This window comes from Curtobacterium sp. MCPF17_002 (genome assembly GCF_003234115.2).
Classification (GTDB): domain Bacteria; phylum Actinomycetota; class Actinomycetes; order Actinomycetales; family Microbacteriaceae; genus Curtobacterium.
The window spans coordinates 1,439,606-1,464,055 of the sequence record NZ_CP126251.1; the positions used below are offsets into that span (position 1 = coordinate 1,439,606).

Annotated in this window: 25 protein-coding genes; 12 read left to right on the plus strand and 13 right to left on the minus strand. The window is 71.3% G+C overall.

Annotation, left to right across the window (positions count from 1 at the left end; all coding sequences use genetic code 11):
* Positions 1-3 precede the first annotated feature (3 nt).
* Entirely contained in the window at positions 4-1,434 is a 1,431-nt protein-coding gene (locus DEJ28_RS06795) for an amino acid permease (RefSeq protein ID WP_111117158.1), read from the minus strand.
* A 504-nt stretch (positions 1,435-1,938) separates the two neighbouring features.
* Between DEJ28_RS06795 and DEJ28_RS06800 the strand changes: the two genes are divergently transcribed.
* A complete protein-coding gene (locus DEJ28_RS06800; RefSeq protein ID WP_111114949.1) occupies positions 1,939-2,427 on the plus strand; it encodes a DUF427 domain-containing protein in 489 nt (162 codons plus the stop codon).
* A gap of 73 nt (positions 2,428-2,500) precedes the next feature.
* On the opposite strand, the gene DEJ28_RS06805 is transcribed toward DEJ28_RS06800, so the two are convergent.
* Positions 2,501-2,833 carry a hypothetical protein gene (locus DEJ28_RS06805; protein ID WP_111114950.1) on the minus strand — a complete coding sequence of 111 codons (333 nt, stop codon included), beginning with the start codon at positions 2,831-2,833 and terminating at the stop codon, positions 2,501-2,503.
* A gap of 86 nt (positions 2,834-2,919) precedes the next feature.
* On the opposite strand from DEJ28_RS06805, the gene DEJ28_RS06810 reads away from it, so the two are divergent.
* The 3 genes from DEJ28_RS06810 (at position 2,920) to DEJ28_RS06820 (ending at position 4,269) form a co-directional block, all read left to right on the plus strand.
* The gene (locus tag DEJ28_RS06810) at positions 2,920-3,300 is read left to right on the plus strand and encodes a DoxX family protein (protein WP_111114951.1); all 381 of its coding nucleotides are present in this window, start codon (positions 2,920-2,922) and stop codon (positions 3,298-3,300) included.
* Positions 3,300-3,722, plus strand: coding sequence for a hypothetical protein (locus DEJ28_RS06815; protein WP_111114952.1), 423 nt, complete (start codon positions 3,300-3,302; stop codon positions 3,720-3,722). Before DEJ28_RS06810 ends, DEJ28_RS06815 begins: the two co-directional genes overlap by 1 nt.
* A gap of 94 nt (positions 3,723-3,816) precedes the next feature.
* Positions 3,817-4,269 carry a hypothetical protein gene (locus DEJ28_RS06820; RefSeq protein WP_146248817.1) on the plus strand — a complete coding sequence of 151 codons (453 nt, stop codon included), beginning with the start codon at positions 3,817-3,819 and terminating at the stop codon, positions 4,267-4,269.
* Positions 4,270-4,277: 8 nt separating this feature from the next.
* On the opposite strand, the gene DEJ28_RS06825 is transcribed toward DEJ28_RS06820, so the two are convergent.
* Positions 4,278-4,898: a hypothetical protein gene (locus DEJ28_RS06825; RefSeq protein WP_111114954.1), complete on the minus strand. Its 621-nt coding sequence runs from the start codon at positions 4,896-4,898 to the stop codon at positions 4,278-4,280.
* Between the two features lie 109 nt (positions 4,899-5,007).
* Positions 5,008-6,474: an APC family permease gene (locus tag DEJ28_RS06830; RefSeq protein WP_111114955.1), complete on the minus strand. Its 1,467-nt coding sequence runs from the start codon at positions 6,472-6,474 to the stop codon at positions 5,008-5,010.
* 133 nt (positions 6,475-6,607) lie between these two features.
* Between DEJ28_RS06830 and DEJ28_RS06835 the strand changes: the two genes are divergently transcribed.
* Positions 6,608-7,039: a DUF6892 domain-containing protein gene (locus DEJ28_RS06835; RefSeq protein WP_111114956.1), complete on the plus strand. Its 432-nt coding sequence runs from the start codon at positions 6,608-6,610 to the stop codon at positions 7,037-7,039.
* Between the two features lie 27 nt (positions 7,040-7,066).
* Here the strand turns inward: DEJ28_RS06835 and DEJ28_RS06840 are convergent, their stop codons facing one another.
* Entirely contained in the window at positions 7,067-7,663 is a 597-nt protein-coding gene (locus DEJ28_RS06840; RefSeq protein ID WP_258367985.1) for a uracil-DNA glycosylase, read from the minus strand.
* Positions 7,664-7,793: 130 nt separating this feature from the next.
* A complete protein-coding gene (locus tag DEJ28_RS06845; protein WP_111114957.1) occupies positions 7,794-8,996 on the minus strand; it encodes a glycosyltransferase in 1,203 nt (400 codons plus the stop codon).
* 110 nt (positions 8,997-9,106) lie between these two features.
* Here DEJ28_RS06845 and DEJ28_RS06850 point away from each other — a divergent pair, with 110 nt between their 5' ends.
* Together DEJ28_RS06850 and DEJ28_RS06855 are read left to right on the plus strand one after the other, a co-directional pair.
* Positions 9,107-9,298, plus strand: a complete 192-nt coding sequence (locus DEJ28_RS06850; RefSeq protein ID WP_181433650.1) for an antitoxin VbhA family protein — start codon at positions 9,107-9,109, stop codon at positions 9,296-9,298.
* Positions 9,295-9,897 (plus strand): Fic/DOC family protein, encoded by a 603-nt coding sequence (locus tag DEJ28_RS06855; protein WP_181433651.1) that lies wholly within the window; start codon positions 9,295-9,297, stop codon positions 9,895-9,897. The genes DEJ28_RS06850 and DEJ28_RS06855 overlap by 4 nt, the downstream gene beginning before the upstream one ends.
* 12 nt (positions 9,898-9,909) lie before the next feature.
* Here the strand turns inward: DEJ28_RS06855 and DEJ28_RS06860 are convergent, their stop codons facing one another.
* Entirely contained in the window at positions 9,910-10,776 is an 867-nt protein-coding gene (locus DEJ28_RS06860) for a DUF429 domain-containing protein (protein ID WP_111115064.1), read from the minus strand.
* Between the two features lie 63 nt (positions 10,777-10,839).
* Here DEJ28_RS06860 and ligD point away from each other — a divergent pair, with 63 nt between their 5' ends.
* Positions 10,840-11,859 carry a non-homologous end-joining DNA ligase gene (ligD, locus tag DEJ28_RS06865; RefSeq protein ID WP_111114959.1) on the plus strand — a complete coding sequence of 340 codons (1,020 nt, stop codon included), beginning with the start codon at positions 10,840-10,842 and terminating at the stop codon, positions 11,857-11,859.
* A gap of 31 nt (positions 11,860-11,890) precedes the next feature.
* On the opposite strand, the gene DEJ28_RS06870 is transcribed toward ligD, so the two are convergent.
* Together DEJ28_RS06870 and DEJ28_RS06875 are read right to left on the minus strand one after the other, a co-directional pair.
* Positions 11,891-12,034 (minus strand): hypothetical protein, encoded by a 144-nt coding sequence (locus tag DEJ28_RS06870; RefSeq protein ID WP_181433652.1) that lies wholly within the window; start codon positions 12,032-12,034, stop codon positions 11,891-11,893.
* 109 nt (positions 12,035-12,143) lie between these two features.
* On the minus strand, positions 12,144-13,187 hold the full coding sequence (locus tag DEJ28_RS06875; protein ID WP_111114960.1) for an ATP-dependent DNA ligase: 1,044 nt from the start codon (positions 13,185-13,187) through the stop codon (positions 12,144-12,146).
* 146 nt (positions 13,188-13,333) lie between these two features.
* Between DEJ28_RS06875 and DEJ28_RS06880 the strand changes: the two genes are divergently transcribed.
* The 3 genes from DEJ28_RS06880 to DEJ28_RS06890 all read left to right on the plus strand — a co-directional run bounded on the left by DEJ28_RS06880 (position 13,334) and on the right by DEJ28_RS06890 (position 15,118).
* Entirely contained in the window at positions 13,334-14,377 is a 1,044-nt protein-coding gene (locus DEJ28_RS06880; protein WP_181433653.1) for an MBL fold metallo-hydrolase, read from the plus strand.
* A gap of 145 nt (positions 14,378-14,522) precedes the next feature.
* A complete protein-coding gene (locus DEJ28_RS06885) occupies positions 14,523-14,726 on the plus strand; it encodes a type II toxin-antitoxin system HicA family toxin (RefSeq protein ID WP_111114962.1) in 204 nt (67 codons plus the stop codon).
* A gap of 11 nt (positions 14,727-14,737) precedes the next feature.
* Entirely contained in the window at positions 14,738-15,118 is a 381-nt protein-coding gene (locus tag DEJ28_RS06890; protein WP_111114963.1) for a hypothetical protein, read from the plus strand.
* A gap of 18 nt (positions 15,119-15,136) precedes the next feature.
* Here the strand turns inward: DEJ28_RS06890 and DEJ28_RS06895 are convergent, their stop codons facing one another.
* The 4 genes from DEJ28_RS06895 to DEJ28_RS06910 all read right to left on the minus strand — a co-directional run bounded on the left by DEJ28_RS06895 (position 15,137) and on the right by DEJ28_RS06910 (position 20,851).
* Positions 15,137-15,769 carry an FMN-dependent NADH-azoreductase gene (locus DEJ28_RS06895; RefSeq protein WP_111114964.1) on the minus strand — a complete coding sequence of 211 codons (633 nt, stop codon included), beginning with the start codon at positions 15,767-15,769 and terminating at the stop codon, positions 15,137-15,139.
* Positions 15,770-15,916: 147 nt separating this feature from the next.
* Entirely contained in the window at positions 15,917-17,566 is a 1,650-nt protein-coding gene (locus DEJ28_RS06900; RefSeq protein ID WP_111114965.1) for a putative Ig domain-containing protein, read from the minus strand.
* 284 nt (positions 17,567-17,850) lie between these two features.
* Positions 17,851-19,734, minus strand: coding sequence for a putative Ig domain-containing protein (locus tag DEJ28_RS06905; protein WP_111114966.1), 1,884 nt, complete (start codon positions 19,732-19,734; stop codon positions 17,851-17,853).
* A gap of 214 nt (positions 19,735-19,948) precedes the next feature.
* On the minus strand, positions 19,949-20,851 hold the full coding sequence (locus DEJ28_RS06910) for a LysR family transcriptional regulator (RefSeq protein WP_111114967.1): 903 nt from the start codon (positions 20,849-20,851) through the stop codon (positions 19,949-19,951).
* Between the two features lie 90 nt (positions 20,852-20,941).
* On the opposite strand from DEJ28_RS06910, the gene DEJ28_RS06915 reads away from it, so the two are divergent.
* On the plus strand, positions 20,942-24,424 hold the full coding sequence (locus DEJ28_RS06915) for a proline dehydrogenase family protein (protein ID WP_111114968.1): 3,483 nt from the start codon (positions 20,942-20,944) through the stop codon (positions 24,422-24,424).
* Positions 24,425-24,450: the final 26 nt, after the last annotated feature.

A 24,450-nucleotide genomic window follows, 5' to 3' on the forward strand; every position in this document is an offset into this window, starting at 1 on the left:
CCCTCAGCCGCCGATGGGCTTGCCCGTCGTCTCGCCCGTCGCCAGCTTGCTGTGCTTCCGCGAGTACCCGAAGTACACGCCGAGGCCGATCGCGAACCACACCGCGAACCGCACCCAGGTCTCCCACTGCAGGAACGTGACGAGCCACAGCGACGCGATGACGCCGATGATCGGGATGACCGGCATGAACGGCAGCCGGAACTGCCGGTCGAGGTCGGGCTGGCGGTACCGGAGCACGACCACCGCGGAGCACACGACGACGAACGCGAGCAGGATGCCGATGTTCGTCAGCTCCGCCACGACGCCGATCGGCAGCACGCCCGCCAGGATCGCCGACGCGATGCCGAGGATCCACGTGACCCGGGTCGGGACGTGGCGCTTCGGGTCGGTCTTCGCGAACCACTTCGGCATGAGGCCGTCGCGACTCATCGAGAACCAGACGCGGCTCGCGCCGAGCATGAAGGTCACGAGGACCGTGACGATGCCGACGATGGCGCCGATCGCGATGACGTTCGCCACGCCGCCGAGGCCGACCGAGGCGAACGCCGACGAGAAGCCCGAGGCGGGGTCGATGTCGGTGTACTTCTGCATGCCCGTGAGGACCAGCGTCGCCAGGACGTACAGGACCATCGAGATCCCGAGGGACAGCAGGATGGCCTTCGGCATGTGCTTCCGGGCGTCGGTGGACTCCTCGGCGGCCGTGGACATCGCGTCGTAGCCGAACACGGCGAAGAACACCGTCGCGGCACCGGTCATGACGCCACCGAAGCCGAACGGGAAGTACGGGGAGTAGTTGGCGCTGTTGATGTGGAACACGCCGAGCACCACGATGAGGACGACGAGCGCCACCTTGATGCCGACCGCCACGAACTCGAACCGTGCGGCACTCCGGATGCCGCGGGTGAGGACGAACGCGGTGAGCAGGCAGAGCACGATCGCGAACACGTCGATCACGTGCCCGTCGCCCGTGCCCGGCGCGCCGAGCATCCACGCCGGCAGGTCGATGCCGAGCTGACCGGCCAGGAAGCCGACGTAGCCGGAGATCCCGATCGCGACCACCGCCACGATCGCGGTGTACTCGAGCAGCAGGTCCCAGCCGATGAACCACCCGACGATCTCGCCGAGCACCGCGTAACCGTACGTGTAGGCGCTGCCGGCCTTCGGGATGAGGCCGGCGAACTCCGCGTACGACAGGGCGGCGGCGGCGCTCGCGACACCGGCGACGAGGAAGCTGATGAGGACCGCGGGGCCGGCGACGCCGTTCGCCACGGTGCCGGCGAGGGTGAAGATGCCCGCGCCGATGATGCCGCCGATGCCGATCGCGGTGAGCTGCCAGAGGCCGAGGTGCCGTTTCAGGCCGTCCTCGGCGCCGGTCTCGTCGTCGATCGTCTCGATCGGCTTCCGTCGGAACAGGGTGCGTGTCGTCGTCGTCACGCGACCACTCTGCACCCTGCGCGGGGGTTGCGCGCGGGCTGGGCTGGTGCGGGCCGCGCGGTCGGCGGCGGCGGCGGCGCCGGCAGCGGCCTGGCGCGGTTCGTGCGTGCCGAGTCTCGGGCGGGCGGACACTTTCGGGCGTGAGCGGGCCGCGAACTGTCCGCGGGTCCGAGTCTCGGGCGGCGACCACGGGGTGCGCACCGCGCCCGGCGTGCGCCGCGGCCGGGGCGGGCGGCGTGGCGGGCGGGTGGTGCGCCTCCAGGCCGGGGCGGGGCGGGGCGGGGCGGCGCTGGGCGGGCGGGGCGGCGCGGGGCGAGGTGAGGCGGGGCGGGCGGGGTTTCGCGGTGAGCGACAGTTCACGCGGTGGCGAGCCCGTGAACTGTCGCTGGGCCCGTGAAGTCGGCGCCAGCGGCAGTGGCAGCGACGGCGACGGCGACGGCGGCAGCGCCAGCAACCGCGCCGCGCCACGGGGGAACCGGCAGGCTCGAGGGGTAGACGGGACCCATGCGACGACCCACCCGTGACGAGCCCGGCCCCGGACAGGAATCCGTCTGGGACTACCCGCGACCTCCCGCCGTCGAGCCCGTGCACGAGCGCGTGGTGGTCCGGCTCGGCGGGGGCGTGATCGCCGACACGACGGACGCGGTGCGGGTCCTGGAGACCTCGCACCCGCCGGTGTACTACCTGCCGATGGCCGACCTGGACCTCCGGCCGGCGAACGGCTCGAGCATGTGCGAGTTCAAGGGGCGCGCGCGGTACTTCGACGTGGTGGGCGGGGAGGTGGTGGCCTCGCGGGCGGGCTGGAACTACCCGAACCCGGAGCCGGGGTACGAGTCGCTCCGAGACCGCGTGGCGATCTACCCGTCGGCGATGGACTCGTGCGAGGTCGGCGGCGAGGTGGTGCAGGCGCAGGAGGGTGACTTCTACGGCGGGTGGATCACCTCGAAGGTGGTCGGACCGTTCAAGGGGGCGCCGGGCACGCTCGGGTGGTGAGGCGGGCGCGCGGGCGCGCGGGCACTGGCGGGCGCGCGGGCACGGGCGAGCGGGCGCGCGGGCGGCCTGCGGCTCAGCGGTGTGCGTACGGTGACCAGAACGGTGGCGGGAACGCGCCTCCGGTGACGATGACGAGCATCTGCCACACGAGCATCACGAGCCCGAGCGCCCCGATCACGATCCCGATCCAGGCCCAGACCCGCACGGCCCGGCGGCGGCCCGCGATCGCGATCGCACGCCACCCGCTGATGACGCACACCAGGCCGAACGCCAACCCGAGCAGCAGGTGCCGCCGCATCGACGCAGCCGGCACGATGATGCCCATGTAGAACGCGACCGGTCCGAGCAGCACGGCGAAGGTCGCGGGGGCGGCGGGTGGCTCGTGGTCCCGCGAGGCTGCTCCCATGCGGTCGAATCTAGCGAGCCGGAGGGGCCGGTGTCCGATCTGGGCAGCGGCGGCCGGTGACCGTGTCGGACGGGCACGATGGGGGCATGCGCTCCTTCCTCCGCGTCCTGCTCGGTCTCGCCCTGGTCTTCGCCGGGACGAGCCACCTCACGTTCGCCCGCGAGGACTTCCGCGCACAGGTCCCCGAGTTCGTCCCCATCGACGAGGACACCACCGTGCTCGCGTCGGGAGTCGCGGAGATCGGCCTCGGCGCCGCGCTCGTGCTCGCGCCGCGTCGGAGCCGTCGGATCGTCGGGAACGTCGCAGCCCTGTTCTTCGTGGCGGTGTTCCCGGGCAACCTCTCGCAGTGGCTGAACCGTCGCGACGCGTTCGGTCTCGACTCGGACGTGAAGCGCCTCGGCCGCCTCTTCGGGCAGCCGCTGCTCGTCGCCGCGTCGCTCTGGTCCACCCGAGGGCGGCGAGTGTGATGGAGACCCCGGTGGTCGGTGCGGATCCGCTCGGGTCCGGTCCGGCGGCGTTCGGACGGGAGGCGCGACACCCCCTGGCAGGTCGCCGTCGCGTCGTCGACCTGGTCGCCACCACTGCACTCCTCGTCCTGTTGGCCGCCGAGTCGGTCGTCGCCGGGGGCGGGATCGTGTTCCTGTCGCTCGCGTTCGGTTCGTGTGCGGCACCGGGCAACACCTGCGACGAGGCGTTCGGCGGAGCGGTCGTCTCCGTCGGTCCGGTGCTCGTCGCGCTCGTGCTCGTCGCCACGCTGGTCGTGTGCGTGCTCCGGCTCGTGCGGCGACTGCTGACGTGGCCGTTCGCCCTGGTCGGGATCGCTGCGGTCGTCGCGGTGTTCTTCGGTGCGATCCTCCTGGTGGACAGCGCGATCACCCACGGCATCTGAGGCCGTTCCTCCACAGGCGGCGCAGGCTGCGGAACTGTCCACAGATCGGCGGTCGGCTCCCCGTCAGAGGGTGTGCTGCCGCGACGCTGGGGACATGCCAGACAACGACATGCTCGACCGCCTCATCCACACCGCAGTCCGCACCGACGACGACGTGGTGGACCTCGTGACCGCGCTCCTCGAACGACCGATCACACGACAGTGCTGGGTGCTGTTCCTCGACGAACGCGCCGTCCCGATCTCGTTCGTGATGCCCATCTCGGACCTGCCGTGGCAACCCGACGAACACGTCGAGGACTTCGCGGCGCTCGCCGCGGACGTCGTCCACCAGCTCGCCGCGGCCGAGGTCGTGCTCGTCTGGGAACGACCGGGCGAGTCCCGGCTGGTCCCCGTCGACTGGGAGTGGGTGGACGCCTGCGAGTGCGCGCTCCGCGAGCAGAACGTCCGCATCCGTGCGCAGGTCGCCGTGCACACCGGTGGGACCGCGATCGTGTCACTCGACGATGCGGACGAGGCGCCCGGTGGGCCGGTCGCCCTGGCGTCGTGACGGTCGGGTCAGCCCTGCGGGGTGGTGTCCGGCACCGTCTCGCCCGTCAGGCCTTCGACCACGGCCTTGGCCTCGGGCCAGAACTTCGCGTAGTGGTCCGGGTCCGAGTTGATCTGCACGGCGTGCGCCACCTGCGTCGGCGTCATCGTCTTCCAGCCCGGCACCTTGACCAGCTTGGCGTAGAACATCGACGCCGCCGTGTACGGGTCCATCCGCTGCTCGTACGTGCCCCAGGCGCCGTTGTCCCGCTGCTGGAACAGCCCGCGGCTGTCCGGCCCGGCGGCGTCCCCGTGGTCGAGGTTCACCAGGCTCGACTCGCCGATCGCCGTCATCACGCCGACGGCCTGCGTGTGGGGTCCGATGCCGAGCGCCTGGGCGGCCTGGATGACGGACGCAGCGTTCACGAGGCGGTCCTGACAGAAGCCGGCGACCGGTCCGGCCGGCACGACGATCCCGCCGATCGTCTTCGTGGCGACGTCCGGACAGGTGGGCGTGGCGTCGGCGGTGGCGGACTTGGCGGCGCCCGACAGCGAGTTCACCGCGATGACGATGACCACGATCACGCCGATGCCGATCGCGACGACCCCCGCGCCGAACACCGAGGCGAGGGTGATGCCGACGCGGCGCATGGCGGGTCCTCTCGGGCGGGGCGGGGCAGGCGGAGCACGAAGAGGCTACGTGCGCCGCCTGGGAACCGCACCCGCCCGATCGGGGGTGGCGGAGGGCTCGCTCTGCCGGTCAGACGTCCCGGTGCTCGTGCTCGTGGTCGTGCGACGAGCGCTGGACCTTGGTCGGTTCGGTGACGAGACCCGTGGGCGCCTTCTCGGTCTGCTTCCGGCCGTGGGTGAACCACGTCACGATCCAGAGCAGGATGCCGAGCGCGAGCAGGGCGCCGGCGATCTCGTACTGCTGCGGGTCACGTCCGGACGAGAACGGCAGGACGAGCCAGAGGCAGGTCACCACGCCGATGATCGGCACGACGACACCGGCACGGAAGTGCTTGTGGTCGACCTTGTCGCGGCGGAGCACCAGGACGGACAGGTTCACGACGGCGAACACCGAGAGCAGCAGCAGCGACGTCGTCCCACCGAGGACCACGACGATGGGGGAGTCGGGGTCGAGCGAGACCCAGCCGATGAGCAGCAGGGAGATGAGGGTCGTGAAGACGATCGCGGTGGACGGGGTGCGGCGGGTCGGCGAGACCCGTGCGAGGAACCCGGGCAGAACGCCCTGCTTGCTCATGCCGTACAGCAGTCGCGACGCCATCATCATGTTGATCAGGGCGGTGTTTGCCACGGCGAACATCGAGATGAACGGCAGCAGGTCGGCGATCGGGAAGTCCGGTGCGGCCGTCTGCACGACGGTGACGAGCGGCGTCTCGTTGCCGGCCAGCTCACCGATCGGCACGACGGCGACGGCGCAGATGGACACGAGCACGTAGATCACGGCGGTGATGCCGAGCCCCGTGAGCATGACCTTCGGGAAGATGCGGGAGGGGTCCTTCGTCTCCTCGGCCATGTTCACCGAGTCCTCGAACCCGACCATGGCGAAGAACGCCAGCGACGTCGCGGTCGACACCGAGAGCAGGAGCGACTTGTCCTCCGGCGTGTCGAACATCACCACGCGCGAGAAGTCCGCGTTGCCGCCCGCGATCGCCCAGAAGCCGATGAGGATGACCATCACGAGACCGCTCAGCTCGACGAGCGTGAGCACCACGTTCGTCTTCACGCTCTCGCTCACGCCGCGGAAGTTGATCGCCATCACCATGAGCATGAAGGCCATCGCGATGAGCATCACGACCCCGTTCGGCAGCTCGATCCCGAAGCCCGCACCGAGGTTCGCCGCGAAGGCACGCGACGCCGTCGACGCCGAGGTGATCCCCGAACACATGACGATGAAGGTGACGATGAACGTGACGAAGTGGATGCCGAACGCCTTGTGCACGTACAACGCGGCACCGGCGGTCTGCGGGTACTTCGTGACGAGTTCGAGGTACGAGAACGCCGTCAACAGGGCCACGGCGAAGGCGATGAGGAAGGGGAGCCACGCTGCTCCGCCGACCTCCGCCGCGACCTGACCCGTGAGCGCGTAGACGCCCGTGCCGAGGATGTCCCCGACGATGAACAGGAGGAGGAGTTTGGGACCGATGACCCGCCGGAGCTCTGTCTGCTCCTGCTTCGGGCGATCTGTGTTGGTGGTGGCCATGCGCCAGCCTCTTCCGGGGGACACCATTCTGTCCGCCTTCACAGGAAGCTCCCCGCTGATCGCAACACGCCTGTGTCCTGGGGGACACGCCCGCACCGGACGCCCACGGGGTCCGGCCGCTACGCTCCGAGCCATGTACGACGAGTCGAACACCACCGAAGAGCCCATCGAGTTCGCCGACTTCAACGCGAAGCTCCTCGTGCTCGACGTGCTCTGCTACGACCTCGACGTGCTCGAACCGTACGACGGCGAGGACGACGAGGACCAGCGCGACGAGGACCTCGACGTCGAGGGGCAGGACGACCGGGCGCGCCAGTACTACGACGACCTCGACCTGCTGCCGTCGCACCTGTCGCTCGTGACGGAGCTGACGGTCGACACCGACCTCGAGGTCCTGCAGGACGTGCACCCCGGGTGGGACGGCTCCGACGACCGGTACGACCCGCAGAACTGGGACGACGTGCTCGACCTGCCGGCACTCACCACGGTGTACGCCGCGGCACCGCTGCCGGCGCACGTGATCGAGCGGCTCAGCGCGAAGGGCGTCGAGGTCCGTTCCGCCTGAGCACCCGCCCGTCCGGCTGCTCGGTCGTCAGGCGTTCAGTGCCAGCAGCTGCTCGGTGAACTGCTTCGCGCCGCCCTGTGCCGGATGCCGCACCGCGATCGCGTCGATGCCCGCCAGCGCGAGCGCTCCCTGCGCCTTCCGCCCCACCGCGACCACCCGCACGTCCGAAGCGCCGAGAGCCTCGAGCAGCGCGAGCGCGACCGGTGCCCCGTCCCGGACCTCGGACGGCCGTGGCGTCCGGTTCGTCAGCCGGTCGGGAGCCGCGAACGGGTGGTGCGGGAAGATCGCCCATGCCACGGGGAGCGGACCGTTCCAGTCGGCGAGGGCAGCCTGGACCACTCGCGAGGACGCCTCCCACGGCGCGGTGGGCTCCGGCGGGACGAGGTACGCGGACCCGAGCTCCCGCATGCTCGTGAACGGGACGCCGGTGTTCGTCATGCCGCGCCAGCCCGGGGCCTCCGCGACGAGCAGCATGTCCGCCTGGTCACCGACGAGCGACAAGTAGCGCGTGAGGTTCTCGCGCCGCAGCCGGCCGTCCTCGGTGGACACGCCGTACAGCGCCTCGGCGTCGTCCGCGACCGGCACCGCGTCGAGCGCTGCCCAGAACCCGGCGAGGTCGATCACGACACCCTCGCACCGTGCGAGGTGTCGCTCCCGGCGCCACTGTGGTGACGGGTTCCGTACTCGGTGCGACCCGCGCGGCCTCGCACCGAGAACGTTTCCTCGCACCGAGCGCCCGCGGCGCCCACCCCACTCACGCGCGCCCGAGCACCCGGCGGTACACGTCCTCGAGCCCGCCCGCCGACCGCTCCCAGCTGAGCCGCTCCGCGTGCTCCCGACCGGCCGCGGCGAGCCCCGCGGCGTAGCCCGAGTCCGTCAGGATCCGTTCGATCTCCGCTGCCCACACCGTGGGGTCCCTCGACTCGAGCACGACCCCGGTCTCGCCGTCGACCACGGCCTCACGCAGGCCTCCGGCAGCGGCGGCGACGACGGGCACGCCGGAAGCGGAGCCCTCGAGCGCCACGAGCCCGTACGTCTCCGAGTGCGACGGCACCAGAACGGCTGCCGCGCCGCGGAACAGGAACGCCAGGTCGGCCCGTGACTGCGGACCGATGAACGTCACGCGGTCGGCGATGCCGTGCGCGGAGGCGAGCCGACGCAGTTCGTCCACGTAGTCGCCCGCCTCGCTCGAGGCGTCTCCGGCGATGACGAGGGTGGGGCGTGCCTCCAGGCTGATGCCGGCGACCGCCTCGATCGCGAGGTCCAGGCCCTTCAACGGCTGGACGCGTGCCGCGGCGACGACGTAGGGGACGTCGGGCCTGCGCGCGCCGCTCGCGGCGGGGCGGAAGACGGAGCCGTCGACGCCCGGCGGCACGATCCAGATGCGGGCGTCGTCGCCGTCGAGGCGCTCGCGGACCGTTGCGGCCTCGGCCTCGGAGACGACCACGACGGCGTCCGACTCGCGGGCGAGCATCCGCTCCCCGGTCATCCGGCCGGCGGATTCGGGCCGCTCGCCCTCGGACAGCGGGGTGTCGCTGTCGGCGGCGATCGAGTGGAAGGACTGCACGTGCGGGATGCCGCGCTCGCGGGCGACGGGCAGTGCCGCTGCACCGGAGAACCAGTGGTGCGAGTGCAGCACGTCGAAGGGTCCGAGCTGCTCGAGCCCGTGCCGGAACGGTTCGATGAAGGCGTCGTGCTCGCCCTTCGGCACCGGCTCGGCGGGTCCGGCGGACAGGAACCGCAGGCAGACGCCGGGCACGAGCGACACCGAGTCCGGCTGGGTCGGCGCCGAGCGGCGGGTGATGATGTCGACGTGGTGGCCGCGGTCGGCCAGGGCTTCGGCCTGGTGGCGGACGACGACGTTCATGCCGCCGACCTCGCCGGAGCCGGGTTCGTCGCCGGGAGAGGTGTGCAGCGACACCAACCCGATGCGCAGGGGTTCGGTGGTGGTGCTCACCGGTCAAGACTAGCCGCGCGGCCTCCGCTGGCATCGGATCGGGCCAACGGGGGAAAACGCACCTTCCGCGTCCTCTGGAGGAGGAGGGCGTCGCCGCGTACGATTGGGACATGGCCAAGCGAGTTGTTCGAACCGTCACCGGGGCGGAGCGTGTGAAGCGATCCCGCGCCGTGGCCGCGGTCATCCACTCTGGTCGGCTCGAGGGCTTCAAGGACAACCCGGAGTGGATCCGGCAGATGGACCGCTTCGCCAAGGGCGAGATCAGCCGCGAGGAACTCCGGGCCGTCGCCCACCGCCGGTGAGTGCTCGCCCCGAGGGCGGCTACCACGACGAGAACTACGTTCTGCGGAACAAGTTCGGTGCCACCAGTCGCGACGAGCTCGCCGCGCTGGAAGTGCCCGAAGTTCAGGACCGCGAACTGGACCTGCTCTTGGGCGATGTCGAGGGACTCGAGAGCCTCGCTCCCTCGCAGAGAGTCTGTCGCATCCACGCTCACCTGTTCCAGGACGTCTACGAGTGGGCTGGTGAGTACCGCCTCGACGGGATTGCGAAGAACCCCGAGGAGCCGTTCCTCGCTCCTGAGCTCATCTCGGTCCGAATGTCCAGGTTTGATGACGAGGTCGGCGACGATACCGACATGCTCACGCAGCCGCTGGACTTCCTCACCCAGCAGTTCGCGGTTCTCAACCACATCCACCCGTTCATGGAGGGCAACGGTCGCACGCAGCGGGAGTTCTGGCGCGAGTACGCCGCTCAGTACGGCATCTCACTGGACTGGCAGAAGGCCACGACGGCCGAGAACCACGACGCCGCGCGCCGTTCGATGCTCGGGAATCTCCGACCGTTGCGTGCGTTGCTGGCGAAGGTGATCGAGTCGGACGACCCGCCCGTCAGCCACTGACACGCCCCAGGCTCATCGTCTCGGATGCCGTCCGGCAGGAAGCTGGCCTGCCGGCCTCCGCTGCGACGGGCGCGCAGGCGCCACCACGACGGGCTTCCGCCCCGCCTCGTCCAACGGGTCTGCCGGGAGGAACGGATCACCTCCCAGGATCTGCACCCGTTCGTCGCCGTGCCGGTCCCAGAGCGCAGCGGTCCAGGCGCAGAGGGCGCCGTCGAGCAGGTCCTCCCGGTGCTTGTGCGTCGGACCGTGGATCCCGGAGGGATCGGCGAGCCCGGCGGTCAGCGGGTGCGAGTCGAGCAGCAGCGGTGGGTCGAGCGGCGTCTGCCGCAGCCGCCGGACGAGTTCGTCGAACGCCTCGGCCCGCCGTGCCCGGGCGACCGCTGCCGGGACCCGCAGGTCGAGCCGCTTGTAGCGCGGCCGCTCGACGTCGTAGCCGAGCTCCTCGACGCCGACGAGCGTCGTGTAGGGGTAGCACTCGAACGCCACGGGCCCGGTCCGAGCGTGCATCGCCCCGGTGTCCGAAACGTACCCGATGCCGTGCGCGCTCAGGCGTTCGAGCAGCCGGGCGCCGGCGCTCGCCGCCGAGGCGAGGTTCGTCGGGTTCGCGGCGACCTTCCACCGGCCGTAGCGCTGCCCGACCTGCCGTTCGGCCTCGCGGATGCCGGTGGGGTTCGTCACGACGAGCGAGGCGTCCACGGCGATGAGGGAGCGCGGTCCGACGTGGGCGGTGATCCAGTCCGTCACGGCGTCGACTCCGCGTGCCCAGCCGGCGTCGGTGATCGTCCCGTTGGCTGACATCGCCACGAGGCCGGTCTCGTTCGCCGGCTTCCGGTCGGACCCGAGGCCCCACGCAAGGTCTACTCCGATGTACGCCGTCACGCTCCCATCGTGCACGCGACCGCCGCGGAACACCGGTGTTCGTCCCCGTGTAGCTTCCCCAGCATGGCGAGCGAAGCGACGGTGCTGACGGTGCCCGGCCCCGACGGCGACCGCGAGGTCCGGATCAGCAGCCCGTCCCGCGTGCTCTGGCCGGAGCCCGGGATCACGAAGCTCGACCTCGCCGAGTACCTCGTCACCGTGGGTGACGCCTTCCTCCGCGCGAACGGGGACCGCCCGATCTCCCTGCAGCGCTTCCCGGGCGGCGTCGACGGCGAGCAGTTCTTCTCGAAGAACCCACCGAAGGGTGCGCCCGAGTACGTCCGCGCCGTGACGGTCACCTACCCGAGCGCCCGGAGCCACCCACAGCTGGTGATCGACGAGCCGGCGGTGGCGGTGTGGGCGGCGCAGATGAACACGGTGGTGTTCCATCCGTGGGCGTCACGGGCCGAGGACTCCGACCACCCGGACCAGCTCCGCATCGACCTCGATCCGCAGCCGGGCACCGACTTCCACGACACGGTGCCGATCGCGCACGAGCTCCGGAAGGTCCTGGCGGCGGCGGGCTTGACGGCGTGGATCAAGACGAGCGGCAATCGCGGCCTGCACGTGTTCGCGCCGATCCGTCCGGAGCACGAGTTCCTCGACGTCCGGCACGCGGTGATCGCGGCGGCGCGGGAGCTCGAGCGGCGGATGCCGGACCGGGTGACGACGGCGTGGTGGAAGGAGGAGCGCGGGCAGCGCGTCTTCGTGGACTTCAACCAGGCGAACCGCGACCGCACGATGGCGGGTGCCTACAGCCCGCGCGCACTGCCGCACGCCGCGGTGTCGACCCCGATCGCGTGGGAGGAGCTCGACACCGCCGACCCGAAGGCCTTCACGATCCGCACGGTGCCGGATCGGCTCGCGAGCACGGGCGACCCGTGGGAGTCGATGGGGGAGGAGCCGGGGTCGATCGCACCGCTGCTGGAGTGGTGGGACCGCGACCTGGCGAACGGCGAAGGGGAGCTGCCGTTCCCGCCGGACTTCCCGAAGATGCCGGGCGAACCGCCCCGCGTGCAACCGTCCCGAGCCAAGAAGGCCTGAGCGAAGAAGACGCCGCCGAACGGCCGGACCGCTACGCGGCGCTGGTCTCGTCGCCGACCAACTTGGGCTGCACGACCCGCGTGGTCTGCGTCGGCAGCGTCACGCTCGCCGTGTGCAGCCTCGTCAGTCGCGACCAGGTCCCGCGGTGTGCGTCGCTGATGCCGTCGATGATCATGTTCCGCTCCGTTCTCACCCCTGGCGGCCGCCCCGGGCCGCGAGGACGAAGTTACTAGTTCGCCTAACTACTTTCATCCTACTGAGCGCTGATCGGACAGGACAAGTGCTCAGTCGAGGACATCTCGCAGATCGTAGGCGGTCGGGACCTCGAGCTGGTCGAAGCCGCACGAGCGTGCCTCACGGTCCGGACGCCACCGCTCGAACTGCACCGTGTGCCGGAAGCGGTCGCCCTCCATCTGGTCGTACCGCACCTCGAGCACGCGTTCCGGCGCCAGCCGGACGAACGACGTGTCGCGACCCGACGAGAAACGCGAGCGTTCCCCGTCACCGGTGACGGGCCTCCCGTCCGCATCCCGGAGGACCAACAGCTCGAGCTCCTCGACCAACGCCACCCGTCGCTTGTCGGAGAAGGCGGACACGCCGCCCACCTGCCGCAGCTCGCCGTCGTCGCCGTACAACCCGACCAGCAGCGAGCCGACCCCGGTGCCGCTCTTGTGGATGCGGTAGCCGATCGCGACGACATCGGCCGTCCGGTGGTGCTTGATCTTGAGCATCGAGCGCTTGCCCGGCTCGTACGGCTTCGCGCGGCGCTTCGCGACGACCCCGTCGAGACCGGCGCCCTCGAAGGTGGTGAGCCACTCGCGGGCGAGGTCGACGTCGAGCGTCGTGCGGGTCACGAACAAGGGATCGGCCATCTCGGCGGCGAGCTCCTCCAACCGTGCTCGGCGCTCGTCGAACGGCACGTCCACGAGTTCGGAGCCGTCGATCTCGAGCAGGTCGAACGCGACGAACTGTGCGGGCGTCTCGGCGCTGAGCTTCGCGATCCGCGAGGCCGCCGGGTGGATCCGCTGCGACAACGCCTCCCAGTCGAGCCGTTCCGCACCGGGTTCGCCGGAACGGAGGATCACCTCGCCGTCGAGCACCACCGGGTGGTCGCGTCCGCCGAACTGCGCCCGGAACGCGTCGACCAGCTCGGGGAAGTAGCGGGTGAGCGGCTTCGCGCCCCGGCTGCCGATCTCGACGTCGTCGCCGTCGATGGTCACGATGCCGCGGAAGCCGTCCCACTTCGGTTCGTACCGCAGGCCGCCGGTGACGCTGTCGGGGTCCGGGACGTCGGGCACGGCCTTGGCGAGCATCGGTGCGATCTCCATGCGACCTGTCTACTCGGGCGGTCGGCCGACCCTGTGGGTCGCGTCCGTGGCCCGCGCTGTCGGTCGCGTCCGCGCGTGTCCCGATGGGTCGGCCTGGAGGCGCGGCTCGCCTGCCCGGGACGGGTCCCGTCACTAGGGTGGAACGCGTGACGACCGTGCCCCCGCCGGCAGCGCCGGCACCGGAACCGATCAGTCCCGTGCAGGCCGCTGCGCTCCGCGACGGCGTCCTGCCGCCCGTCGAGCAGGTCCGGCCCGGTGTCTGGACCCTCGCCGTGCCCTTCCGTTTCGGGGTGCCCGACGCGACCCTCGTGTACGTCCTCGAGGGGTCTGACGGTGCACTCGCCCTGATCGATCCCGGCTGGAGTGCCGACGGCTCGCTCGACGAACTCCGCGACGGGCTGACGTCGATCGGCCGACGGCTCGAGGACGTGTCGCTCGTGGCCGTGACGCACCTGCACGCCGACCACCTCGGGGCTGCTGCTGCCGTCCGGAGCGCCACGGGTGCCCGGATCGCGATGCACCGGCTGGAGGTCGAGGCGCTCGACCGCGAGCGGGACGACGCCGTGGCGAACGACGCCGACATCGCGACGTGGGGCGTCCCGGAGGACCTGCGTGCCGGCGTGGTCGAGGCCTGGGGGAGCGGCCGGCGCATCGGCCTCGGTCGGGTCGGTCGTCCCGCCGCTGACCTGTTGCTCGAGGACGGTGACGAGCTGCCCGTCGCCGGGCGGTCGATCCGGGCGCTCTGGACCCCGGGGCACACCACCGGGCACGTCTGCTTCGTCGACGAGCCCGACGGGCTGCTCTTCACCGGCGACCACGTGCTGCCGCGGATCAACTCCGGCATCGGGCTCGGCGGGCGAACCCCGACGAACCCGCTCGGCGACTACCTGGCGTCGCTCGGGCGGCTCGACCGGTACGACGACCTCGAGGTCTGCCCCGGGCACGAGTACCGCTTCCGGGGCGTGGTCGGGCGTGCGCGGGCCCTGGCGCGGCACCGCGAGGAACGGTCGCGGCACGTCGCCGAGGCGCTCGACAGCCTGCACGAGCCGACGCTGTTCGAGGTCGCGGCGCGCGTGCCGTTCAGCGGCGGGATCGAGACGATGACGGGGTTCCTGCTCGCGAGTGCCCTGACGCAGACGGCGTACCACGTGGCGCTGCTCGGGCGTTCCGACGAGGTCCGTCCCGCCTGACCGTTCCTCCACAGGCGCCGACCCGGAGTCGTCGATGCACAGGTAGGGCTCGTCGCTCTCCGAGCCGGTCGCTCCTTGTCATCATCGTTCTGAGGGCGCGAACTCAAGCGACCCTTGATGGAGCCGACAAGGAGGGCTTGATACGATGGTGCGAGCCGTTCCCCACCGAACCGTGATCGCCTTCCTCCATCACCGAGGATGGTGGCTCGACCGGGTGCGGGGCAGTCACGAGGTCTGGCGCGGGCCAGATGGCGGCAGGCTGGTCCTCCCGCGGCACCGAGAAGTCAGCCCCGGTGTCGTGCGACAACTGCTCCGGGTGTTCCCGGACGCTCCGGACGGTTGGCGATGAACGGAGGAACGATGACCACGAGGTACCGGGCGACGGCGCACCGTGAGGGCCGCTGGTGGTCGATCGAGATCCCTGATGCCGACGCGGTCACGCAGGCTCGACGGGTCGCGGACATCGAGTGGATGGCGCGCGAGTGCGTCGCGCTGACGCTCGACGTTCCGGAAACCGACGTGTTGATCGACGTCGAGTTCGCGCTCCCCGACGATGCGAGGGCCGAGTGGGAGACATCACGCCAGCTCGCGGAGCATGCCCGCCAGGACGCGGCCGAGGCAGCTCGGCTCGCACGGAACGTGGTGGCACGGATGCGGGCGGACGGGTACACCTACGCCGAGGTGGCTTCGGTGCTCGGGCTCTCCGCGCAGCGCATCCACCAGCTCACGAAGGCGTCCTGACGCGAGTCGGCCCGGGTGTCAGCCGAGGGTGGCCGCGAGGCGCTCCAGCGTGGTCTTCGCATCGGCGAACTCGGCGTGGGCGTGCTCGGCGAGCGGCGCGAGGTCCGGCAGGCGGTCGGCGAGGGTCGCGCTCACCGTGATCGGGTAGAGCTTCATGCCGAGCGCCGTGCCGAGGATGAGGTGCAGGACCGGCGAGCCGTGGTCCCAGTCCTCCGTCGGGGTGCCCGCGTCGTACGTGGCGCCGCGGCTGACGACCGTGACCACCGGACGTCCGGCGAGGGGCTGCACGCCGCCGGTCAGGATGCCGGGGACGTGGATGCGGTCGATCCAGGCCTTCAGTGTGGACGGCACCGTGTAGTTGTAGAGCGGCGCACCGACCACGACGACGTCCGCGGCGAGGAGCTCGTCGATGACCTCCTGCCGGAGCGCCTCCGCCTCGGGTGCGACGGCTTCGTCGTCCGTGCGGTCCGCCGCGGCCCAGTGCAGCGCCGACGTCTCGAGGTGCGGGAGCTGGTCGACGTGCAGGTCGCGCCGCACCACCGTGTACTCCGGGCCGCGAGCGCGCCATGCGTCGGCGAAGGCCGCGGTGAGGGCGCGGGAGCGGGAGTGTGCGAGGTCGGCCGAGGAGTCGATGTGCAGCAGGGTGGGCATGCACCCAACGCTACCGATCCCGGGCTGCCGGAGGACGGGAACGGCCCCGCCGCGCCGTGACCGGTGATCCGGTGCGGGGCGAGGCGGGGCCGAGGTGGGCCTCCCGTCCGTCACGCGGGTACGCGACGAACGGGAGGCGTCAGGGGGTCAGCGCTGGGCGCGACGGCGGCGCAGCGTGCGTGCGCCGATGAGGCCGATGCCGGCGAGGACGAGACCGAGGGCCCAGGGGAGGGCGCTCGTCGAGTCGGTGCCGGTGTAGGCGAGGCGGCCGTGGGTCGTCTGCGCGACAGGGATCGTCCCGTGCTGGACGACGCCGATCGCGGGATCGGTGCTCGGCACGGTCGGGAGGACGGCCGGCGTCACCTGGACGTCGAACGACGTGCTGAAGTCCTCGGCGCTGACGGTGAGGCGGTGCACCGAGGCGTGCGGGAAGGTGACCCCGACGAAGCCCGCGGACCCGAGAACCGAGTCGGAGGCGACCACGTCGGACGCGACGTTCGAGCGCACGTCGATGTCCGTCGTCCAGTCCTCGGGATCGTCGTTGTCGACGTAGTTGCCGAACTGGTCGACGAGGTTCCCGGAGAGCAGGAGGGTACCGCCCTGGGGCACGGTCGGGGTGCCGCCGTCGGTCTGCTCGGAGAAGTCCGTGCCGCCGTCCGCGTCGGAGTCGTACTGGTGCTTCTCCGTGACGATCGAGCCGTCCGCCTTGATGATCCAGTCGGTGAAGGCCCCGGAGTGCTTCGCGTCGTCACCGAACCAGCCGACGGGGAACCCGCTCTTCGCGAAGTCGATGAACTGCTGTCGGTCGACCGCCATGGCCTCGATGCCCACCGGAGCCGTCGCGCCCACCGTCAGGTCGACCGTCTGCGTGATGGTCGTGGTGCCGCTCGTGGCCGTCACGGCGAAGAAGTAGTCCGACGCCTCCTCGGTCGATCCGCTCAGCACGCCCGTCGACGGGTCGAAGGAGACACCCTCGGGCAGGTAGTCAGCGGGGGTCGCGCCCTCGTTGTCGTCCTCGTCGTCGGTGTAGTAGAACGCGAGTGCGAGGGTCGGCTTCGGGTACCCGACCGTCCGGAACGTGTACGAGAACGCATCGCCGGCGGTCGCGTCGATGACGAGGTCGTCACCGTCGTCGGTCGTGCCGGCGGTGATCGGCTTGCCGTTCTCGTCGACGAAGGCCGGCGCCTGCGTGATCGCGGCGGTCTCTGCGGACTCCGACTCGACGGCCAGGCCGCCCTGCGTGTTCGTGACCGTGACCGAGACGACCTTGCCGCCGTCGGCGGCCTTCACGACGTAGGTCTGCGCCTGGCTGACGGCGACCCCGCCGACGGACCACTCGAAGGACAACGACGTCGGTGCCGTGAAGCCGGTGGGCTCCGCCGTGAGGGTCGACCCCACCGAAGCGTTGCCGTCGATGCTGACGGTTCCGGTCGCGGCGGCCATGCGGCTGGGCGTGCGGGGCGTCGACGGCGCGGTCGTCGACGGCGATGCGGGCTCGTTCGAGGTCGGCACGGGCGGCTCGACCGGCGGCTCGGAGGCGGACGGGGCGGACGGGGCGGAGACGATCGGCTCCTGGGCCGGAGTCTGCGGTGCGGCCGGATCCGTCGAGGGGGCCGAGGTCGGCTCGACAGGTGCTGCCTCGGGCGTCGATGTCGTCGAGGTGGAGACCGTCGGGTCGGGCTCGAGGGCGGACGCGGAGGTCGCCGTCATGATGCCGAGACCGGTGGTCAGACCGATGAGTGCGATGGTCGTGCCGACGGCGCAGGCGCGTCGGGCGGTCGAGGTGCTGCGGCGCACGTCTTCCCCCAGGTGTTCAGGTCCGGACGGGTGCCGGATCGTAAGAATCCGCCGAGAGTTCTCGGTCGTGCTCGGATCGTACGGGTACACGCGCGCGCATCCGAGGCCGCACGGCGGAATGTGACCCGGGTTGGGGGTGGGCGCGAGGCCGGGCCTCGACGCCGTACTCGGTGAGCAGAAATGGTCGGGTTCCCGTATCGGACCCGACCATTTCTGCTCACGATGTGGCGCGGCGGCGCCGCCGACCCCGCCTACCCTGCTGCCTCCGGACGCGCGACCTCGCGTCAGCTGCGACGGCGACGCAGACGGTGGACCAGCAGGCCGCCGCCGGCGGCCAGCAGACCGAGTGCCCAGGCGAGGGGGCCGGTCTCGTCGGCGCCGGTGTAGGCGAGGGTGCCGCCAGTACCCGCGCCCCCGGCTGCCGGGGAGACCGCGACGTCGAAGGAGTCCGACACGCCGTCGAACGTCACCGAGATCCGGTGCAGGGACGCGTGCGTGAACGTCACGCGGTTGCTCCACGTCCGCTGCGAGAAGTCGATGCGGTCCGTCGCGACACTGCTCGTGACCACGGGGTGCGGGTCTCCGTTCTGCGCTTCCAGCGGGACGGAGGTGTTGCCCCACGCGTCGACCGGCGTCGACTTGACGAAGAGCGCTTTGCCCTGGTCGACGGGGATCGTGTCGACGGGGGTGTACGTCGCCGCTTCCCCGAGGCCGTCGATCCGGGTGAGCTGCTTCCCCGGTCCGGAGCCCCACACGGTGCCCTTCCCGTCCTCGCCGGTCGAGATGAACGTCAGGATGTTCTTCGTCACCCCCGGGGCGACGGTGAACTGGACCTCCTGACGGGCGATCTCCGAGCCGTCTGTCGCGACGACCCGGAACCGGTACTCGCCGGCGACCGTCGGGGTGCCGCTCAGCACGCCGGTGTCGCGGTCGATCGGCAGGTGGTCGGGGATGCGGGCGTCGGAGTGCTCCGGGTCCACGTACTCGTCGTCGTCGTACTGCAGGACGTACCGGACCGGCTTGGTGCTGCCGGTCGCCGTGAAGGTCTGGGAGAAGGACTCGCCCGCGGTCGTGCGGAAGGTCTGGGTCGCACCCGAGCCGGTGAAGGCGAGGGGCCGGTCGGCGACGGCGACCGGGATCGTCAGCGCGAGGCCCTCGGAGTTCATGGTGAGGCTCCTCGACGCCGCGTCGCCGAACGTCACCTTCCACGTGTTCGTCTCGGCGTTCCAGGTGAGGACGTCGCCGGAGTCGCTGCTCGTCAGGGTCGACTCCGTCGGCATCTCCGGGCCGTTCAGCGGGTTGCCGAGCCGGTCGGTGACCACCGCGCTGAGCCAGAGCGACCCGCCGGGTTCGACCGGGACCGCGTCGATGAGTCCGCCGCCGCCGATCGGGGCGATGCCGCCGTCGGGACCGCCGGCGACCGACCATGCGGGGTCGTGGCCCTCGGCGTTCGAGTACACCTGGGCGCCGATGTGCGTGGCGGCGCCGGGCTGGACCTCGACCCGGACCCACTGCGTCGCGCTCTGGTGCTGGTCGGTGGCGGCGACGTCGACGTCGATCCAGTCGGGCGCGTTGAGCGTCCCGCTCAGGACACCCGTCTTCTCGTCCCAGTGCAGGCCGTCCGGCGCGGTGTGCGGGTTGAACAGGTACTCGAGCGGGCCGTCGCCGCCGTTCGCGACGAACGTGTGTGAGAACGGTTCACCGGCGGTCGCCTGCAGGACGATCCGGTCCTCCGGGCTCGATGCTTCGGACCACGTCACCGGGACGGACGCCGCGTCGACGGATGCCACTCCGCCCGGCGTCGGCGTCGTCGCGGTGTCCGCGGGCACGGCGGCGGGGCTCGGGTCCGGGGTGGGTGTCACCGAGGGGGTCGGGTCCGTCGTCCCCGCGGCATCCGGTTCTGAGTTCGAGTTCGAGTCCGAGCCCGGTGCCGGTGCCGGTGCCGGAGCCGGTTGGGCATCCGGCGCCGTCGAGCCGGCGGCCGCACCCGGTGCGTCGGAGTCGGGCGCCGTGGAGGGCTGCGACGTCGCTTCGGTCGTGGCACTGGTGGGTGTGTCGGCGACTGCCGCGGTGGCTCCGAGGCCGAACGCCGACGATGCCGTGACGATGGCGACCGCTGCGCCGACCGCGGCGCTGCGCCGGAACGTGGATGTGCAGGACTGCTTCATGGGATCCCCCTCGGATGCCGTGGGCAGCCGATCGGCGCCCTCAACTGGCAATGTCCCGGGGGGACGGTTCCTGACGGGACAGGAGGTCACGGATCGGTCACGACTCGGACCCGCACCGACACGGCCCGACCCGCGCCGACCCGCCCGACCCGCGCCGAGGCCGAGGCGAGCCGTGTGGCGGGGCCGCGCCGCGCCTCCAGGCCGGATCGTGGGGTCAGTCACCGACGGTGGCCGCTGCGCGTTCGAGGGCGTCGCGGAGTGCGCGGACCGCGGGTGAGGACGACGCGGCCGCGCGGACCACCGTGAAGATCGTCCGGCGCGGACGCTCCGGCAGGTCGACGAGCCGGCACGTCGTGGTCCGTCCCGTCCACATGAGGTCGGGCATGAGACTGACGGCGTTGCCGGACTCGACGAGGCGGATCTGGGTCTGCAGGTCGGCGGTCTCGTACCGGACGTCCGGCTCGAAGCCCCAGCGTCGGCAGACCTGCTCGGCGAAGTGCCGGGACGCGGTGCCGCGGGGCTCCATCACCCAGGGCAGGGCCTCGGCGTCCTCGATGGAGGAGACCGGCGCGAGCGCGGTGTCGATCGGGGGGAGCGCGAGCCGGACGGCGTCGGTCGTGAGGTCAGCTCGGTCGAGCCCGGGCAGGTGCGCCGCCGCGTGCGCGGGGTACTGCTCCGCGATGACCATGTCGAAGTCGCGGGCCCAGGTCTCGTGGAGCGCGGTCTCGGGCTCCCGCTGCACCATCTCGATGCGGACGTCGGGATGCTGGGTCGCCATGGCGTGCAGCGCGCTCGGCATGAGCGCGAGGGCGGCGGACTGGAACACCGCCACACGCACGCGGCCCTGCACCGTCGGCATCGTCGACTCGACCTGGGCCTGCGCCTGGTCGAGGACGTCGAGGACGTGCCCCGCCGCCTGCACCAGCACCTCGGCCTGCGGGGTGAGCTGCAGGCGCCGGCCGGCCTTGCGGAGGAGGGGCACGCCGGCCTCGCGTTCGAGGGCGGAGAGCTGCTGCGAGACGGCCGACGGGGTGAAGTTCATCGCCTCGGCGACGGCCGCGATCGTGCCGCGGATCGACAGCTCACGGAGCAGGACCAGGCGGCGGACGTCGAGCATGTCGGGTTCCTCGATTCATCAGGTGAACTGAATGGTATCCGTCACGAAGAGTTGCTTCCGCTGAAGCATCGGGCGCTCCACACTGAACCCATGACGACGCTGCACGAGCACTCCGCCACCGATGCCGACGCGACGGGCCCTCGTTCCCTGGCGGACCAGTCCGTGGCACTCGTCCGGCAGTGGCTGACCGATGCCGAGACCTACCCGGTCGACGGCTCGGCGAAACAGCTGGCCGGGGTGCTCGCCGACCCTGCCGGGCTGGACTTCGCGGTCGGCTTCGTGGACGGCGTCGTCCGCCCGGAAGACCTCGGCGTCGCAGCACGCAAGCTCCGACAGATCGCTCCGGACGCGCCCGGGTTCCTGCCTGCGGCGCTCCGCGGGCTCGTCCGGCTCGGCGGGGGGATGGCCCCGGCCCTGCCCGGCGTCGTCGTGCCCATCGCACGGCGCGTGCTCCGCACCATGGTCGGTCACCTCATCGTCGACGCGACCGACGCCAAGCTCGGTCCGGCCATAGCGAAGATCAAGCGCGACGGGGTCCGGCTCAACGTCAACCTGCTCGGCGAGGCCGTGCTCGGCGAGGGCGAAGCCGCACGCCGGCTCGAGGGCACCCACAAGCTCCTCGCCCGCGACGACGTCGACTACGTCTCGATCAAGGTCTCCTCGACGGTCCACCCGCACTCCCCGTGGGCCTTCGACCACGCGGTCGAGGACATCATCGAGAAGCTCCGACCGCTCTTCCGTCGCGCCGCCGCGGCCACCCCGGCGAAGTTCATCAACCTCGACATGGAGGAGTACAAGGACCTCGACCTCACCATCGCGGTCTTCACGAAGCTCCTCGACGAGCCCGAGTTCCTGCATCTCGAGGCCGGCATCGTGCTCCAGGCGTACCTGCCCGACGCGCTCGCCGCGATGGAGCAGCTGCAGGACTGGTCCGCCGCCCGCCGGGCCCGCGGTGGCGCCGGCATCAAGGTGCGCCTGGTGAAGGGCGCGAACCTGCCCATGGAGCAGGTCGAGGCCTCCGTGCACGGCTGGCCGCTCGCCACCTGGCACACGAAGCAGGACTCGGACACCAACTACAAGCGCGTGCTCGACTGGGCGCTCACGCCGTCCCGCATCGAGAACGTGCGCGTCGGCGTCGCCGGACACAACCTGTTCGACGTCGCACACGCATGGCTCCTGGCCGGTGAGCGCGGCGTCCGGGACGGCATCGAGTTCGAGATGCTCCTCGGCATGGCGCAGGGGCAGGCCGAAGCGGTCCGGAAGACCGTCGGTTCGCTGCTCCTCTACACGCCGGTCGTGCACCCCGGTGAGTTCGACGTCGCGATCGCGTACCTGATCCGCCGCCTCGAAGAAGGCGCGTCGCAGGAGAACTTCATGTCCGCGGTCTTCTCCCTCGTCTCCTCGCCGACGCTGTTCGCGCGCGAGGAAGAGCGGTTCCGTTCGTCGTTGGCACCGCTCGCAACACCGGAGGGTCTCGCTGCTCCGGCGTCCCACCGGGTCGCCGACCGGTACGCGGCCGTCGAGCGCCCCGGCATCGGGCACTTCGAGAACACCCCGGACACCGACCCGTCGGTCGCGGCGTTCCGTTCCTGGGGCGACGCCATCACCGGCCGGATCGCGTCGTCGACGCTGGGCACGAAGGCCGTCCAGGAGGCACGACTCACCTCCGCCACGCAGCTCGACACCGTCCTCGGCCGGGTCCGCGCCGCGGGCGCCGCATGGGGCGCCTGGCCGGGATCGGCTCGCGCCACAGTGCTGCACGCCGTCGGTGACGCGCTCGAGGCGAACCGCGCAGCCCTCGTCGAGGTCATGGCGTCCGAGACCGGCAAGACCATCGACCAGGCCGACCCCGAGGTGTCCGAGGCGATCGACTTCGCCCACTTCTACGGGTCGCTCGCGGCCTCGCTCGACGACGTCGACGGTGCCACGTTCACGCCCGCCGCGCTGACCCTCGTCGCGCCGCCGTGGAACTTCCCGGTCGCGATCCCCGCCGGGTCGACGCTCGCCGCGCTGGCTGCCGGGTCCGCCGTCGTCCTCAAGCCGGCACCGCCCGCGGAGCGCTCCGGTGCCGTCCTGGCGTCGATCATCGAGACGGCCCTCGACGCGCACGGTGTCCCCGCGGACGTCCTCGCCTTCGTGCAGGTCTCCGAGAACGACCTCGGGCAGCAGCTCATCGCGTCGCCGATGGTCGACCGTGTGATCCTCACCGGTGCGTACGAGACCGCCGAGCTGTTCCGCTCGTTCCGGCCCGACCTGCCGCTGCTCGCCGAGACCTCCGGCAAGAACGCCGTCATCGTGACCCCGTCCGCCGACCTCGACCTCGCCGTGAAGGACGTCGTCGCCTCGGCGTTCGGGCACGCCGGACAGAAGTGCTCCGCAGCGTCGCTCGTCGTGCTCGTCGGGTCCGTCGCCACGTCGCGGCGCTTCCGGTCGCAGCTCATCGACGCGGTGTCGTCGCTGACCGTCGGGTACCCGACCGACCCCACCACGCAGATGGGGCCCGTGATCGAGCCCGCATCCGGCAAGCTCCTCGAGGGGCTGACGAAGCTCGGCACGGGGGAGACCTGGGCGGTGAAGCCGGCGAAGCTCGACGACTCCGGCAAGCTCTGGAGCCCGGGTGTCCGCGACGGTGTCCGGCGCGGCTCGGCCTTCCACCGCACCGAGTACTTCGGCCCGATCCTCGGCATCATGACCGCGGCAACCCTCGACGAGGCGATCGCCATCGTGAACGAGGTCGACTACGGCCTGACCTCGGGCCTGCACTCGCTCGACCCCGCCGAGATCGGCACGTGGCTCTCGACGATCGAGGCGGGCAACCTCTACGTCAACCGTGGCATCACCGGCGCGATCGTCCGCCGTCAGCCGTTCGGTGGGTGGAAGAAGTCGGCCGTCGGCGCCGGCACCAAGGCCGGTGGGCTGAACTACCTGCTCGGGCTCGGCTCGTGGTCGCCGGACACCGCTTCCGTCGGGTCCGCGGTGTCCGCCCCCGTGCAGTCGTTCGTCCGTGCCACCGGTGTTGCCTCGGCGGAGCTCGACCGGGCCCTCGCGTCCGATGAGCACGCGTGGTCGACCCTGTTCGGCACCGCCACCGACGTGTCGGCGCTGAGCGCTGAACGGAACATCGCGCGGTACCTGCCGTACCCGGGGGTGCACGTGCGGCTGGGGTCGGCCGTGTCGGTTGTCGACGAGTCGATTGCCGATCTCGTTCGGGTCGTCGCAGCATCGGTCCGGGCGGGTACTCCTGTCGACGTCTCGACCGCGTCGTCGCTGCCGGCCTCGGTCGCGTCCGCCGTGCAGGCGCTGCCGAACGTGCGGTCGCTGCGTTCCTCGCAGTCGGACGACGCGTTCGCCACTTCGATCGCTTCTGGTCCGTCGACCCGCGTGCGGCTCATCTGCGGGGACCTGTCCGCGCTGTACACCGCGATGGGTGGGCGTCCGGATGTCGCCGTGTACGGGGAGCCCGTCACCGAGGCTGGCCGGATCGAGCTGCTGCCGTTCCTCCGCGAGCAGGCGGTGTCGATCACGGCGCATCGCTTCGGGACGCCGAACCACCTCACCGACGACCTGATCTAGGCACGTCCGCGCACGCTCGGTAGGGT

Bases quoted from the DNA above. Each gene is read 5' to 3' on its own strand.
- DEJ28_RS06905 (WP_111114966.1), bottom strand. From the start codon at position 19,734: ATGAAGCAGTCCTGCACATCCACGTTCCGGCGCAGCGCCGCGGTCGGC.
- DEJ28_RS06910 (WP_111114967.1), bottom strand. From the start codon at position 20,851: ATGCTCGACGTCCGCCGCCTGGTCCTGCTCCGTGAGCTGTCGATCCGC.
- DEJ28_RS06890 (WP_111114963.1), top strand. From the start codon at position 14,738: ATGACCACGAGGTACCGGGCGACGGCGCACCGTGAGGGCCGCTGGTGG.
- DEJ28_RS06870 (WP_181433652.1), bottom strand. From the start codon at position 12,034: ATGATCATCGACGGCATCAGCGACGCACACCGCGGGACCTGGTCGCGA.
- DEJ28_RS06825 (WP_111114954.1), bottom strand. From the start codon at position 4,898: ATGCGCCGCGTCGGCATCACCCTCGCCTCGGTGTTCGGCGCGGGGGTC.
- DEJ28_RS06915 (WP_111114968.1), top strand. From the start codon at position 20,942: ATGACGACGCTGCACGAGCACTCCGCCACCGATGCCGACGCGACGGGC.
- DEJ28_RS06805 (WP_111114950.1), bottom strand. From the start codon at position 2,833: ATGGGAGCAGCCTCGCGGGACCACGAGCCACCCGCCGCCCCCGCGACC.
- DEJ28_RS06810 (WP_111114951.1), top strand. From the start codon at position 2,920: ATGCGCTCCTTCCTCCGCGTCCTGCTCGGTCTCGCCCTGGTCTTCGCC.
- DEJ28_RS06830 (WP_111114955.1), bottom strand. From the start codon at position 6,474: ATGGCCACCACCAACACAGATCGCCCGAAGCAGGAGCAGACAGAGCTC.
- DEJ28_RS06835 (WP_111114956.1), top strand. From the start codon at position 6,608: ATGTACGACGAGTCGAACACCACCGAAGAGCCCATCGAGTTCGCCGAC.
- DEJ28_RS06800 (WP_111114949.1), top strand. From the start codon at position 1,939: ATGCGACGACCCACCCGTGACGAGCCCGGCCCCGGACAGGAATCCGTC.
- DEJ28_RS06875 (WP_111114960.1), bottom strand. From the start codon at position 13,187: ATGGAGATCGCACCGATGCTCGCCAAGGCCGTGCCCGACGTCCCGGAC.
- DEJ28_RS06850 (WP_181433650.1), top strand. From the start codon at position 9,107: ATGGCCAAGCGAGTTGTTCGAACCGTCACCGGGGCGGAGCGTGTGAAG.
- DEJ28_RS06815 (WP_111114952.1), top strand. From the start codon at position 3,300: ATGGAGACCCCGGTGGTCGGTGCGGATCCGCTCGGGTCCGGTCCGGCG.
- ligD (WP_111114959.1), top strand. From the start codon at position 10,840: ATGGCGAGCGAAGCGACGGTGCTGACGGTGCCCGGCCCCGACGGCGAC.
- DEJ28_RS06885 (WP_111114962.1), top strand. From the start codon at position 14,523: ATGGTGCGAGCCGTTCCCCACCGAACCGTGATCGCCTTCCTCCATCAC.
- DEJ28_RS06820 (WP_146248817.1), top strand. From the start codon at position 3,817: ATGCCAGACAACGACATGCTCGACCGCCTCATCCACACCGCAGTCCGC.
- DEJ28_RS06895 (WP_111114964.1), bottom strand. From the start codon at position 15,769: ATGCCCACCCTGCTGCACATCGACTCCTCGGCCGACCTCGCACACTCC.